This window comes from Sulfuricurvum sp. MLSB, assembly GCF_000747095.1.
GTDB lineage: Bacteria > Campylobacterota > Campylobacteria > Campylobacterales > Sulfurimonadaceae > Sulfuricurvum.
Window position 1 is genome coordinate 1 of the sequence record NZ_JQGL01000027.1, and the last position, 14251, is coordinate 14251.

The 14251-nt window shown below is 49.8% G+C and carries 12 protein-coding genes and 1 pseudogene; 2 read left to right on the forward strand and 11 right to left on the reverse strand.

Going from position 1 to position 14251, the window contains the following annotated elements:
* Positions 1-146 (reverse strand): annotated as a pseudogene (locus tag JU82_RS11670) (coproporphyrinogen III oxidase); the annotation flags it as partial.
* A 198-nt stretch (positions 147-344) separates the two neighbouring features.
* On the opposite strand from JU82_RS11670, the gene JU82_RS03295 reads away from it, so the two are divergent.
* A complete protein-coding gene (locus JU82_RS03295; protein WP_037946432.1) occupies positions 345-1094 on the forward strand; it encodes a response regulator in 750 nt (249 codons plus the stop codon).
* 6 nt (positions 1095-1100) lie between these two features.
* Here JU82_RS03295 and JU82_RS03300 read toward each other — a convergent pair whose 3' ends face one another.
* The 5 genes from JU82_RS03300 to pepN all read right to left on the reverse strand — a co-directional run bounded on the left by JU82_RS03300 (position 1101) and on the right by pepN (position 8686).
* Positions 1101-3374 (reverse strand): hybrid sensor histidine kinase/response regulator, encoded by a 2274-nt coding sequence (locus JU82_RS03300; RefSeq protein ID WP_037946435.1) that lies wholly within the window; start codon positions 3372-3374, stop codon positions 1101-1103.
* A 50-nt stretch (positions 3375-3424) separates the two neighbouring features.
* Positions 3425-4237 carry a peptide deformylase gene (locus tag JU82_RS03305; RefSeq protein ID WP_037946437.1) on the reverse strand — a complete coding sequence of 271 codons (813 nt, stop codon included), beginning with the start codon at positions 4235-4237 and terminating at the stop codon, positions 3425-3427.
* Between the two features lie 53 nt (positions 4238-4290).
* Positions 4291-4458: a hypothetical protein gene (locus JU82_RS11675; RefSeq protein WP_294892079.1), complete on the reverse strand. Its 168-nt coding sequence runs from the start codon at positions 4456-4458 to the stop codon at positions 4291-4293.
* Between the two features lie 12 nt (positions 4459-4470).
* Complete coding sequence (locus tag JU82_RS03310) at positions 4471-5940, reverse strand: FAD-dependent oxidoreductase (RefSeq protein ID WP_037946439.1); 1470 nt, start codon at positions 5938-5940, stop codon at positions 4471-4473.
* Positions 5941-6079: 139 nt separating this feature from the next.
* The gene (gene pepN / locus JU82_RS03315) at positions 6080-8686 is read right to left on the reverse strand and encodes an aminopeptidase N (RefSeq protein ID WP_037946441.1); all 2607 of its coding nucleotides are present in this window, start codon (positions 8684-8686) and stop codon (positions 6080-6082) included.
* 94 nt (positions 8687-8780) lie between these two features.
* Between pepN and JU82_RS03320 the strand changes: the two genes are divergently transcribed.
* Positions 8781-9941 (forward strand): hypothetical protein, encoded by a 1161-nt coding sequence (locus JU82_RS03320; RefSeq protein WP_294892080.1) that lies wholly within the window; start codon positions 8781-8783, stop codon positions 9939-9941.
* A 6-nt stretch (positions 9942-9947) separates the two neighbouring features.
* Here the strand turns inward: JU82_RS03320 and JU82_RS03325 are convergent, their stop codons facing one another.
* The 5 genes from JU82_RS03325 to hypE form a co-directional block, all read right to left on the reverse strand.
* A complete protein-coding gene (locus tag JU82_RS03325) occupies positions 9948-11060 on the reverse strand; it encodes a methyl-accepting chemotaxis protein (RefSeq protein WP_037946445.1) in 1113 nt (370 codons plus the stop codon).
* 1 nt (position 11061) lies between these two features.
* Entirely contained in the window at positions 11062-11457 is a 396-nt protein-coding gene (locus JU82_RS03330; RefSeq protein ID WP_294892081.1) for a PAS domain-containing protein, read from the reverse strand.
* Positions 11458-11596: 139 nt separating this feature from the next.
* Positions 11597-13027: an FAD/NAD(P)-binding oxidoreductase gene (locus JU82_RS03335; protein WP_037946450.1), complete on the reverse strand. Its 1431-nt coding sequence runs from the start codon at positions 13025-13027 to the stop codon at positions 11597-11599.
* Between the two features lie 100 nt (positions 13028-13127).
* On the reverse strand, positions 13128-13469 hold the full coding sequence (hypA, locus tag JU82_RS03340) for a hydrogenase maturation nickel metallochaperone HypA (protein ID WP_037946451.1): 342 nt from the start codon (positions 13467-13469) through the stop codon (positions 13128-13130).
* Positions 13469-14251: hydrogenase expression/formation protein HypE (hypE, locus tag JU82_RS03345; RefSeq protein WP_037946455.1), on the reverse strand; the 783-nt coding region annotated here is incomplete at its 5' end. The genes hypA and hypE, both read right to left, overlap by 1 nt.

The window sequence follows — 14251 nt, forward strand, 5'->3', positions numbered from 1 at the left end:
GACAGCGCCCGTGATGGGTCCTGCGCATGAAGCTTAGCCAGATAGGCGTCATAATCAAACGCGTCGCTAAACTCCAGCGCGGTCGGATAACTCGTATACCGGGGGCCCGGTTTGGAATATTTGGTAAATTTGTCAAAATCAAGCATTAATTTGTTCCTATGCTTCCTACGTTATTCGCGATTATGCCCCTTTTGGGTTGAATAACGGATAAAAAAGAGACATTATTCCAAAAGCGGAGCTGAACATTACTTTTTTTGAACACGAACACTTTGTGTTTCACACGTTCTTGTGCTAGAATCATAATATTTTCTAAATCGTTTACCGTCAATACACAAAGAGGATGTATGAGCCCAATCAAGGTACTGGTCGTCGAAGACGATGAAGTCACTGCCGTTAATCTGAAAATGTCTTTGGAAAAACAAGGATACGATGTAGTATCCACCGCGGACAATGCAGTAACGGCCCGCAATAAAATCAAAATTTACAACCCCGACATCGTATTGATCGACATCGGACTGCAAAAAACGATGGACGGGATCGAACTGGCTCAGTTCATACGCGATAAGCATCCGTTGCCGTTTATCTATCTTACGGCGCATTCCGAGAATGACATGCTTTCAAAAGCCAAAAAAACCGAGCCTTACGGTTACATCGTCAAACCGTTCGATCCCATCAACCTCCATACGACGATCCAGATGGCGATTTACCGGTTCAAAGAGGAAAAAAAGCGCAATACCAATCTCGACGAACTCAAATCCGACCGCGAGCAGCTTGAAAAGCTGGTCTATGCGAAAAAACTCTCGGACAAACCGATCGTCGAATTCGGCGAGGGATACCGCCATGACATCGGGTTGGGAGAAACGTATTATCAGAATCAGAAAATCAAGCTGACCAAAAAAGAGAACGCCTTCATCCGCCTTCTCGTGGCCCAACTTGGCAGCGTTGTCGACTTCGAACAGGCGATTAATTACGTCTGGGATACCAAGGGGGCAACCGACAACAGCGTCCGTACCCTCGTATGGCGCCTGCGCGCAAAACTCCCTACCGACGTTATCAAAAACGCTTCGGGCGTTGGCTACTACCTCGAAGAGTAGCTTTTATTACGCGAACCGTTTCGAAAATTCGCCGCGAAGCACCTGATACGCTTCGCTAAAATCGAATTCATCTTCCCGCGTAGCCGCCGATTCTTCGATCACATACGCCAGCCGTGAAAGCTCCTCAAAACGAAAATTGCTGCTGGATCCTTTGATCGAATGGGCGACAAACGCAATATCTTCATACGCTTTGGTATCGATCGCTTCGTGAAGTTCCTGCAACGAACGCTCCATTTTTTGACGGTATATATCCAGAAGCTGTTGGATCTGATCTTCCTCGAGCATCAATGCGCTTTTGAGATGAGCCATATCGATCAGCGATTCTTCCTCCGCAGCCGTTGTCTCCTCATGGCTGCAAAGAGTTTTACGCTGTAGATAACGCTCGAAAACCTGTTCGACGTCTTTGAGGACGATCGGCTTGCCCAGAAACGCGTCGTACCCGTTTTGGATCGAACGTTCCCGCGCCCCTTTGATGACATTGGCCGTCAGGGCAACGATCGGTGTATGTTCCAGAGCATTGCGGCTTTCATGCGCCAAAATGGCGGCGGTGGCTTCATTGCCGTCCATCACGGGCATCTGCTCATCCATCAACACGATATCGTAAGGTTCCCGACAAAACTGCTCGTACACTTCGACTCCGTTGGAGACGATTGTGCAGTTCAGGCCGTAGCGCTCTAGAATGATCCTTATCAGTTCCTGATTGGCACTGTTGTCTTCGGCGACAAGAACCCTTCCCTCAAAGCCCGATTGCTTTTTTAGTGTATCGGCGGGGCATTGACCGATCGCAGCCCCGCCCATCGCTTCGCTGAAAGCGCCTTGAAGTTTCGTACAATAGATCGGAAACGTCAGCGGAACGATGTTCGAAACGGTATCGTACCGATCATCCAAAAAATCCAAAATAGCAATGGAAGGGATCTGATGCTCTATAATCGCCTCCCGCTTCGTATCGTCAATGGAACTCTCCAGAAAAATCAGGATATCCATTTCCTTGTCCAGCGACTCCACTTCGGCTATTTCCAATCCGAAATGTTCCCAGTACCGCCGCAGTGATTCGAGTTTGTAACTTTCATGTTCAGGATGGCTTAAAAGAGCTATGCGAACTTTCTCCATCCGGGAAGGGTCAAATTTGGAGAGCAAACACTCCGTATTGACGGTGACCGGGATTTTGAGGGTAAAGACGCTCCCTTTCCCCGGAAGCGATTCGAGTTCAATTCCTCCCCCCATATGAATGGCCAGCTGCCGACATATCGACAATCCAAGCCCGCTTCCGCCGTGAATTTTTTTCCCGCACTCCTGCGCCTGTGAAAAGGCATCGAATATCCGCTCCTGATCAATGGATGCGATCCCGATCCCCTGATCGCTGACCGATAACGACAGTATCCCCCCTTCGTATCGTGCTTCCACGTGGATGACCCCGGCATGGTCAGTAAATTTGATCGCATTGCTCAAAAAATTTCCGACGATCTGTTTGATCCGCAACGCATCGGCGGTCATCTCATAGGGAATAGACGGATCGATAAAACTGGTAAGGGTGATGCTTTTGGAATTGGCGCTGGGAACGAACAATTCCATCGTATGCGATATTTCGTCATGGATATTAAACGGTTGGGGATCGACGGTAAACTCGCCGCTGCGCAGTTTGGAGAAGTCGAGAATATCGTTGATGATTTGAAGAAGGGTTTCTCCGCTGTTGGAGATAATGTCGAGGTATTGCCGGGAACGGGCACTGATCGTTTCATCCCGCAGCAACGATACAAATCCCAAAATAGCGTTGAGCGGCGTACGAATCTCATGCGACATATTCGAAAGAAAATACTCTTTGGCCTTGGAGGCGTTGAGCGCTTCTTGCTCTTTTTGATAAATCGTATCGGTATAAAGTTTTAGCACGCCCGCAAAATTTTGATCGAACAGGTAACTGATCGTACTGAAAACGGCTTGGCCGTTGACTCCCATACGATAGGTCGCATCGATAACGGAACGTTTTAAATAGGTACAAAGAGTAAACAGCTCATCCGCACGAATCTCTTTGTCTTTGAGGTATTCGATGAGATCGCCGATCACGGGACATTGCCCGATCTCCATATCTCCCGATACGACCCCCATGAAATAATCGAAAACATTGGATGCGTAGCGATGCACAAAAAAGTCGATATCGATTTCATGGCGTTTCAAAATCGTCTCGCACACTTCCTGCGAAACCCATTCGTTCAGAATCGATGCTTTCTCCGCGATCAGAATCTCTTTAGCATCATACAATTGCGATAAATCGGGGAGTTCCATGCTCTATCCTCTTGAAACGGTAACGGTATAATACTATAATTTTTTATTATTTATGGTTTGACCCAGAACAAAACACCCGCTGCGACGATCAACAACTGCACAAGCAATATTGCCGTCGTTCCGATAATGTTTCCCGTCTGGCAACTCGTACACTGTTTGTATTTCCGCGATTCGTAAAAAGCGTAGAGAATGTAGCCGATAATCAGCAGTGGGACTGCGGCTAATGCGAATGTATCGACGGTATACAGCGTCCGGGCAGCATCGGCAGAAACAAAGAAGACCGCCGCGAAGCTCAATAGAATCAACAGCATAAGTATTTTGGCCCCGCTTTTGAAATAATCCCGATAAAAGACCGTAGGACAGCTCCCTCCCCGTGCATCGGCAACCAACCCGAATTCGAGATGGCCGTCAAGGCGGCGTTTCATCTCTTTGTCAACCCTATCGACAAAAGTGCTGCCGAACGCATAATCAAGATACTGCTGGAATCGGCGCGCCTCTTCCCCTTCCAAATCGCGATGGTGTGGATTCCCTTCTGCGTCTTCGTAAATCGCCGTGACGCGTGTGTAGCGATCTACTTCGACGCTGATACCGGGATAATACAGACTCCGTTCCGTAAACACCGCTTTGTCGGCGTGTTTGATTAATCGGGCATTAATGTAGGGAATGTACTCGTCCCCTTCTTTGAGCACGATAACGTTGTACTGGATTCCGACCAAGATGGCACTTAGCGCATCGAGATTATTGGCCTTCATCGTATCGGTCATATCGGTGATCCATTGACGGAGTTCGTCATCAAAGAAACGGACATTGGCGGAAATAAGACGGATAGAGGGGTTTGGATATTGGATTATTTCACGTATCATAAGGAGTGCTTTACGAAGAGGATGAGATGACCCGAAGGTCACCTGTAGGTAGCTTAGTGGCTTTTGCTGACTACAATAAGCATTTTAATGTTGATGATAATAAAGCGGATAAACTGCCACAGTTTGCACGTACGCATCATGCGGGCAAATTTACCGGGGATCATCGCCGTATGGAATTTGTCATTTTTCGCGAAGTTAAATTCTTCTTCTTTTACTGCCATTTCTTTCTCCTATTATTCCGGAATCATCGTCCAGCCCATTTTGAGCTTCGCTTTGTACATAAACAGATAATGCAGGATATGTTTAATCCAGTGTCCTGCCAAACCGATTTCACCGAACGTATAGTCGGTATCACGGCCCGTTCCGGGATATTTCTCGAAATCGGGGACAACCGGATAAACGGTCATCGCAGCAGCTGTTCCGTCCAACCATCCTTTACCTGCGGAAGCAACACACGCCGCACCCATTTCTGCCATCGAAGCTTCATGCAAATGCGCATTAGGACCTTTTTTGATCAAATCGCAAATGCTGTGGGCTACCGCTTTTCCGATGATACCGCTCGGCATACCCGTACGCGGAGGAGTCGGATTGATAACCGTTCCGTTCGGCGATTTCATCGGTTTGGAGATGATATGCGGAGGAGCAAACGCGATCCCGGCCGCAAAGACGTTTTTATACGTCGGGTTTTGGTATTTGCGAGGCCAATCAGACGCTTTCCACTCTTCGTACGCTTTTGGAGTATAGTCGGCATCCACTTTCATAAACCCGTTTGGAGCGAATACCGTATCGGTAATATCCTCACCCGCTTTGTTGTAGGCTTTAAGGCCGACACCGGCAAACGGTGGAATCAGCATCGAGAAATCAAAGCTTTCTTCGCCGCTCGAACCGTCGAGCAATTCGTACGATACTTTCCCTTTTTCGACACGGTTAACGTGCGCACCGGTGATGTAATCGACACCGCGCTCCGCAAACAAAGACTCGGTGAAAATACGGCTGCTGACAACATAACCGCCCACTTTCATGTGCAATCCGCCCATACCGAAATCACCCATGAAGGATTCGTTGGAGATCCATTTGATGTCGGCCATGTCACGCAACCCGGCTTTGCGGATTTCGTGCTCGACGTTGAAGATATATTCGAACGCCGCACCCTGGCACGTACACATACCGTGTCCCGTACCGATAAGGATTTTCTGGCGTTCGCCTTTGCGCATTTTATCCATGATTTTTTCAAGCTCTTCAGCGGCGTGTTCCGCGTGATCCGCCGTACATACCGATACGGTATGCTCGCCCAGCTGCGATCCTTCTCCCAGACCCGGAGTCGCACCGAAGTTGAGTTTCGGACCCGTCGCGTTGATCAGGTAATCGTATGTCACCTCTTCGCTTTGTCCCGCTTTGCCCTGACCGGTATATTCAACCGTTACGAACGGCTTATCGCTTGTAGCGCTTCCTTCAGGGTTAATACTGACAGCTTTTGCCTGTTTGTAGGTAATTCCCGCTTTGGCATAAACGGGCGCAAGGTCGAACGTAACGTCCTCTTTGGTCATCTCGCCGACACCGACCCAGATATTCGAAGGAATCCAGTTCCATTTTGCGTTGGGGGTGACCACCACCACCTCATGTTCTTTTCCGAGCCAATCTGCCGCAAACGTCGCTGCGGTGTGTCCGGCGACACCGCCGCCGAGGACCACTAATCTCGCCATTGTTTCTCCTTCTAATAAAATCCATTAACAGTGATTATAATACTATTCCATCACAATAGTATCACATCCTTACAAGAAGCCCTAGATATTAAATTAGAAATCCGACAAAAGATAAGGGTGTTACCTTTTTTCTCAATTTTCACGACAATCCCAAAATTTTTGAGACAATCTCATAAACATTGTCGGAAAGCCCCGGATGATTTTTGATCCGTTGCAGCTCTCCACCCATCATCGATTTATGCTCGACGCTAAGGCGTCCGTAATTTTTAAATGCCCCGGCTAGTCCCGATGCAACCTGCGGATTGAGCGGATCGATTTCAAGGATTTTATCGGCCACAAACCGGTATCCTTCGCCGCTTCGGTGATAGAACGCTACCGGATTGCGGGCGAAACTGCCGATCAACGCACGCACGAGATTGGGAACCTTGATGTCAAATGCCGGATCGCTCAAGAGGGCTTTGACTCTCTCCAGCGTCCCCTCCCTGCGGGAAGATGCACGTACGGTAAAATACTTGTTCATGACAAGTGTCTGATCACAGAAGCGGCGGTAAAAATGTTCCAGCGCATTCCCTGCATGTTCGGCGGTGTAGTTTTCCAGCAGCTCAAGTGCACCAAGTCGTTCGGTCATCGACGATGCCTCCTCGTAATGTTCATGACACATTAGGGCGAATTGCTCCTCTTGCAGACTCATCAGCAACCCCAACAGTCGGTTTTTCAATGCGCGTTTGCCGATACTGATCCCATCTATCGAGGAATCGGCAGTCGCGTGCAGCTCTTCGATCTGTACGCGAAGCAGCTCGCCGTAGCGTGAAGCCAGCGCCCGCTTCAGCGCTTCCTGGGCTTCAACGATCGATTCGACGTCGATAATCTCCTGCCGCTGCATCAGTGTCGTCACGGAAGGCAGTTCCAGCAGCTGCGCCTTGAACATCGGATCAATCGTCGTATCGCTCAATATCGCGCCGTAACTTGTCAAAAAAGGTTCGCCAACCGCTTCGCCGCGCATCATCGCTTCTATGGTTTCAATCCCGTATTGCTGAGCCGCTTCGTAACGGACGAATCCGTCGCTCTCCCGCGCCATCAAAAACGGATAATCAAGCTCGTCGCAATGAATGATAACGGGTGCACTGAACTCCCGGTTCAATGACAACACCGGAGCGCTGTCGATCCCTTCAAAGACGATCTCGCTTACCTCTTTTTCAATCCACAGCACGTCGCCGTGGAGCACTGTAATATCGGAGGTTTTCAGCGGATAGGGATCCGCGTTTTCGTTCAGCAGCGCTATTTTCAGCGGCATGGCATAAGGGAGCTGTTCGGTGTTCTTCGTACTTTTCGGAATTTTCTGGACAATCCGCATCGTCAACGCGTTCGTCATCGGATTATGTGTGGTTGAGATTTCCAGCGTCGGCGTACGTTCCTGAGAATACCACCGTTTGAAGTGCCCCAAATCAACGGGGCTTTCATTTTGCATGGCCCATAAAAATTCTTCCGTACCCACAGCACGGCCGTCAAACGCGTCAAAATACCGATCCATCGCCGCACGGAAGCGTTCACGCCCCAAAACGGTGTACATCATTCGGATCACTTCCGCCCCTTTTTCATAGACGGTGGCGGTGTAAAAATTGTTGATCTCGATGTAATGATCGGGTTTGATCGGATGCGCGGTAGGGCCGGCATCCTCAACAAACTGCCGCTCGCGCAGAGCGCGGACGTCGTCGATTCGCTGGGTGCGCGCCGAGTTCATGTCGGCGCTGAAACACTGATCGCGAAAAACCGTCAGTCCTTCTTTGAGGGTCAGTTCAAACCAGTTGCGGCAGGTAATACGGTTTCCCGTCCAGTTATGGAAATATTCGTGGGCGATAACGCTCTCAATCCCTAAAAAATCGGTATCGGTCGCCGTCTCCTCATCCGCCAGCACGTAATGGGAGTTGAAGATATTTAGCCCTTTGTTCTCCATCGCCCCCATGTTGAAGCTATCGACCGCGACGATGCTGTAAACCTCCAGATCGTATTCGCGCCCGTAAGTATATTCGTCCCATTCCATCGATTTTTTCAAGCTGCGCATCGCATGAAAGCATTTGGTTTCATTTCCTTTATCGCAATAAATCGCCAGATCCACTTTTTTGCCGCTCATCGTCGTAAAGGTATCGGTAATACGGCCCAAGTCCCCCGCCACCAGTGCGAACAGGTAAGAGGGTTTCGGAAACGGGTCTTCCCATAAAGCGAGGTGTTTGCCGTTGTTCAGATTCGCCGTGCCGCGAAGATTGCCGTTGCTCAGCAATATCGGGCAACGTTCTTGGTCGGCAATAATTTTGGTCGTAAACTTTGTCATCACATCGGGGCGGTCTATAAAATAGGTAATTTTGCGGAATCCTTCCGGCTCGTTCTGGGTACACCAGATACCTCCGGAACGGTATAACCCCTCCAGCTCCGTGTTTTCATCGGGATAGAGGCGGGTGATGACACGGATCATCGCTTCATCCGCATCAAGCGCAATGGTGATCCCTTTCTTGTCAATACAGAACGACTCTTCGTTTTGGACGACATCGTTGACCCACAACAATTCCAGTTCCAGCATCTCACCATCGAGCCGCAGTTCTTTCGCATTCGGGTTTTGACGGACAATACGCATAACGTTATCAACCCGTGTCGAGCCTTCTTCGATAATGAATTCCAATCTGCATTCAGGAATCGTATAGCAACTCGGAGTGTAATCTTGCAAAAAAATTGTTGTATGTTCTGAACTCATCGGTTTGGCCTCGGTATAGATGTTATTTTTGTAATAATACTCAAATTACGATACACTTCAGCAACTCAAACAATGAGAAACAATGTTGAACAACATGCTAAATTTAGCACGCCAACCTATTTTAAACCATTTGGATGAAATTGTCGGTTACGAGTTTTTTTACCGCAACACCTACGGAGAGTGCGTCATCGACGATGCGCGTCATGCTACGGCGTCGGTTCTGGTCAATCTTCTCAATCAGATCGGCTCAGCCGGAGCATTCGGCGACGTCATCGCCTTTGTCAACACCGACGGACCGTTGCTGCTGACCGATATTCTGCGGACGCTGCCCAAAGAAAAATTTGTGTTTGAACTCTCTTCGTCAACCAAGATCAATGCCAGGGTCCACGAAGCGCTCCGCTATTACTCCTCTTTGGGATACCGTTTCGCCCTTGACAACGCATCCTTCCATCCCCACTATCTGGAGACCTTTTCCCCTATTTTCCCGTTTATCGAATTTGCCAAATTTGACGTCACCCAAACCGATATCGAACAGTTCCGCTTCTCTCCCAATCCGTACGGCAAAATGAAATGGATTGCGCAGAAGGTCGAATTTTACGAAATGGCCGAAGCGTACAAAGCGTGCGGATTTGAATATTTTCAGGGATTTTATTTTGCGAAAGCGCACCTCATCACCCAAAAACGGATCGATCCGCAGTATGCCGAGGTAATGTCGCTCTTTTCGCTGCTTCAGAAAGATGCCTCTTTGGATGAAATCTGCGAATTTTTCAAACGGGAGGGAAGCCTCTCGCTGCAACTGATACAGTTTTTGCGTTCGGCTCATCCCGAACACGTCGAAGGGACATCGTCATTACGCGAAATGATCGAGCGGCTGGGAAAAACGAACCTGACCCAGTGGCTTATGCTGATTATTTATTCCAAATCGGGAACAAAATCGATCGACGACAAGAACCCTTATACCGTTTTCGCGCAAAACAGGATTGAAACGATGCTTTCTCTGCTGGGTAAGATTTCCCCCACGCCAAGTGAAAAAGTGATTGAACAGACGCGGCTCATCGCCATGTTTTCGTTACTGGAAGGATTGATGAACGTACCGATTCAGCGCGTTGTCGAAGAGCTGAAACCCGATATTGAAATCGAAGACGCCCTCATCACCCACACGGGAATGCTCGGGCGCATCTATGCAGCGGCTTTAAAACTTGAAAAAGGGAACGTCAACGGAGCGGCGGTGCTCCTTCATCTGTATACGAAATAACGCGCATCAGCCCATCGAATCCATTGCTTCGAGCACTTCTTCCATTTTCTGATCGACTGTGCTGACGTACTGCGTCAAGTCCATCATCTCATCCATATTCCGGTTGAGCGCTTCGCTGTTGTCGCTGATGGACTGAATCAGGATATTGATCGTGGCGGCTGTTTCAGCCAGACTCTTTTGAGTCCGCTCGGCGAGTTTGCGCACTTCGTCCGCGACCACGGCGAATCCCCGTCCGTGTTCTCCCGCCCGTGCCGCTTCGATCGCCGCATTCAACGCCAACAGATTGGTTTGATCGGCGATATCCCCGATCGTTACCAGAATCTCTTTCGTTTCACGCGCGTTGCCGGCCAGCGCCTGAAGGTTACCGGAGAGTTCATGCTCTTTTCCGGCAACGTTTTGTATCCGTTCTACGGTCGTATTGATCATCCCGTTGAGTTCGATGAACTTCGTCGAACGGAGGGTTTCGATCGTTTCGCGCAAATGCAGCGTATTGTTGTTCAATACCTCTTTGGCTTCGTTGTTTTGATGCTCCATCGATTGCAGCGCGGTACCGAGATCATTGATCTTGGAAAGCATTTGCCCCATTTTTCCGGTAACGCTGATTTCGGCCCGGCTCGCGAACTTCCCTTCGCTCAGCGCTTCAAGAACCAAAATGGCCCGATCGATGTTTCGTTCCGTTTCATCGAGCATGTTGTTCATCGTCTTGCGAAGCAGATGGACATGCGGCGTTTTCGTATCGCTCTCCACCCGGCATTTGTAATGCCCCTGACTGACTTTGTCCGCCAGCAGCACCATCTCTCCGGCAACGTGCGTATCCGCAAGCAGCGCTTCATCGTGCGCTTTGGCCAACGCGTTGAGCTTTGCTTCCACGCTCCCCGAACGCGCGTCTGCTATCGGTGCCAAACGGTTGCGTTTGTACTGCATCAGTTCTAAAAACTGATCGAGATACATATGAATCGCTTTGCTCTCTTGAGGCGTTTGAGCGATCATACCGACCGAAACCGCTACGACGAGTGCAAGCGCACCGGCCAATACGCCGGTACTTTCCATGATAACACCGGCGAGTACGCCGCCCAGTCCCAATGCGATAAGAAGGGTTATTTTTGCCGCTTTGTTCATCCTATTCCCCCTGCCGCATCGTTTTGTAGAGGCGTTCCGCCTCGGCTATCTCATCACGCGACGGTTTGCGGCGGCATGACATATAACCGCAGTTGCCTTCTTCGCAGGCGATATTGGGGAATACGGTCGCATAAACCCAGTAATACCCTCCGTTTTTGGTCGCGTTTTTGACGTATCCGGTCCAGATTTTGCCGCTTTTGACGGTCTCCCACAAATCTTTAAACGCAGCTTTTGGCATATCCGGATGCCGGACAATATTGTGCGGTTTTCCGATCATCTCATCAAGCGTATAACCGGCTATTTTGCAAAAATCATCATTCGCAAAAAGAATGTTCCCTTTTTCATCTGTCTGCGATACCAAAAAATCGGTATCGCTTAGCACGTACTCCACACTCATCAGACACCTTTTTACGTAAAATTTACATAATTCAGGTATGGTAATGCAAGTGACGTACCAATGAGATAAAATATCGTCAGAAACTGCCACCCCTGCCTATTAATTTAGACAATGTGTGTACTCAGGTAACAAATTTTTATCACATCAGCCCGTTCAGCATCAAATAACGGTACATCGGCTGGAGCATGTACAAATCGAATATCCACCAGATCCAGCGCGGCTGAGCCGGATCGAGAGGAAAAGAGGGCGCCAGCCCGTCGTAGTTGAATTCGGCCATAATGACCTCGCCGTAAGAGACTTTGAGCGGGCAGACGGTATAGCCGTCGAATTTTTCGGCCGCTTCTTTCCCCTCCATCGCCGCAATGAGATTTTTGACGACGATCGGCCCTTGATGGCGTGCGCTTCCCCCTGTTTTTCCGATCGGTATCCCGCACACGTCCCCGATTCCGAATACGTTTTTGTAGCGGCGGTGCTGAAGGGTCTCGCGGTCTACTTCCAGCCACCCTTTCGCATTCCCTTTTTGCCATCCAAGGGGTGAATTGGCCACCGCGTCGACCGAAGCTACCGGAGGAGAGACATGGATGAAATCGTACTGGATGGCAACTTCTTCTTCTTTGTCGATCATCTCGTATTCTTCATACTCTTTGTCATACTCCCCCTGTACTTGATATTTGTGCAGGAAGGTTGCGACTTTTTTCTCCGCATCGATGCGGATCAGCTCGTGGCTGAACTTGTTAGTGATATTGCCGTACCCTTTTTGAACCTTGTGCAGCGACGTTTCTATTTCAGGAATACCGAACAGTTTCTCGCTCGCAGAGGCAAAAATGAAATCGGCACTCAGTTTGTCGCGCTTAAGGAAATCATCGCACAGGTAGAGCATTTTCTGTGGCGCACCGCCGCACTTGATCGGGGTGGAGTGCTGAGTGAACAGAACACGGGGTTTGGATGTTTTTGATGCTTCCCGAACGGCATGGAACCAATCACGGGTAATCGTTCCCCCTTCCGCCGTTCCTGCGGCAAGGTCGCTGAGATAGACGCTTGAAATTCCGTGCTGTCCGATCATATCAGCACTAAGGCCTTCAATCTGCTCATAATGGTATTGCATTCCGGTCGCGACAACGAGATAATCGTACTCGACCTCCTTGCCGCCCTTGGTAGTGAGTTTGTTATTGTCGGGATTGAACATAGCGACTTCGTCTTTGATCCAGTTAACGTCGTCTCCGATGTACCCCGTGTTGTCGAAAATAATATCGTCCGGTTCATACTCGCCGGCAGCGACAAAAACTTGTCCGGGCTGATAGACATGCTTTTCATTCGGAGCGATGATCGTAATGTCGGGATTGGCCAAAGCACGGCGAAGACGCGCAAGTACCATCAATGCTCCGCTTCCTCCGCCGACGATGACGACGCGCCCTTTGGCCTGCGATGCGGCGGCTTGCGCCGATGCCGGAGCCGCCGATGAGGCCAATACGCTTGCCGCAACCGGAGAGAGTGCCATCAGTTTCAACGCGTCCCGTCGAGAGAGTTCCTGGTGTTCTTTGATTTTTTTCCACAAGTCTTCGTGCTGCATCGCGTTGTCCTTTGGTAGTGTTGTATTGTTAAACATTATGAAACCAAAGAGATTAAAAAATCTTAAAAGTGAATGAACTTTCAATAAAGGCGTTTTTCTTTTATTCCATCTCCAAGCTCATCAAAAACATATCTTCGCCGTCGATCACCCGGACGTCCAGACTCTCGCACGCGGGACATTTGTAATAAATCTCCTCCAGCGTCGTCTGTACTCCGCACTTGTTGCACTCGATTACCAGAGGCTGGACGTTCATCACAAACTCTGCCCCGTCGCATACCGTCTTTTCCTTGAACGTATTGAACGCGATTTCGAGCAAATGGGGTTCGACACCGCTCATCTTGCCGATCTTGACGACAACTTTGCTCACCGATTCCGCTTCATTTTCGCGGGCGATATCCTCGCACTGGGTTAACAGCGCCTGAACAATCGAATACTCGTGCATTAACAAATCCTCGGGAGCAGTTCGCCGCTGGGAGTCTCCAGAAAACGCGACGTCCCCCACGGACTTTTGAGGATCACCTTCTGAGGATATTTTTGGCTCACTTCTCCTACCTGTGACGCCATCGTACACACCTCAAAACCCTTCAGAATTTCTACGGCTTTCTGCGCGTCTTCTTTTTTGACCGCCAACACGAACGTCCCCTCGTTTGCCAGCGCCGTCGCTTCGAATCCCAGCATCTCACAGATCCCTTGCACCTCATCACTCACGGGGATTTTGGCTTCGTCCACTTCGATGCAGACGTTCGATTGTCTTGCCCACTCGTTGAGCACCGCCGCAACCCCTCCGCGCGTCGCATCGCGCATCGCAGTGATTTTCACCCCCGCATCGATGAGGGCTTTGACCTGCGGGTAGAGGGAGTTGCAGTCGCTTTTGAGCGTACTGCTCATCTCGATCCCCTCGCGTGCGGCGAAGATCGTCGCGCCGTGGCATCCGATGTCTCGGTTGATGAGGATCACGTCCTCTTCGGTAATGGCGTTCGAACTGATCCCCGTTTTTACGATTTCCCCCAGCCCCGTGGTGTTGATGAAGATCTGATCGACGCTCCCCTTCGGCACTACTTTCGTATCGCCGCTGACGACTACCGCCCCGTTGATTTCGAGTTCGCGCCGCATGCTCTCGACGATCCGCTCCAGACTCGCTACGTCGAAGCCCTCTTCGATGATGACGGCGCAGGTCAGGTATTTGGGCGCGGCTCCCATCATGGCCAGATCGTTACACGTCCC